We start from the raw sequence: 278 nt of genomic DNA, 5'->3' as shown, positions 1-278 counted from the left end.
AAGGGGAGCAGGTGCCTTCCACGACGCAGCTGTCAAGCTTTTACAAAATCAATCACATTACGGTCTTGAAGGGGATCAACCTGCTCGTTGAATCCGGCCTCATTTTTAAAAAGCGGGGTGTCGGCATGTTTGTTGCGGAAGGGGCGAAGGAGCAGCTGCTTCGGACCCGGAAAAATGCATTTGCAGATGATTATGTGGTGCCTATGGTGCAGGAGGCCGACAAGCTCGGCCTGTCCACGGAAGATTTGTTTGAGATCATCACCCAAGTAAAGGAGCGT

At 51.4% G+C, this 278-nt stretch carries 1 protein-coding gene; it reads left to right on the top strand.

Translation table 11 applies throughout. The features are described 5' to 3' along the window. Positions 1–65: 65 nt before the first annotated feature. Positions 66–278: hypothetical protein (locus ACSNOG_RS33255; RefSeq protein ID WP_436756396.1), on the top strand; the 213-nt coding region annotated here is incomplete at its 3' end.

This window comes from Streptomyces sp. URMC 124 (assembly GCF_051386455.1).
Classification (GTDB): domain Bacteria; phylum Actinomycetota; class Actinomycetes; order Streptomycetales; family Streptomycetaceae; genus Streptomyces.
This window is presented reverse-complemented; position numbering and strand designations above follow the sequence as displayed.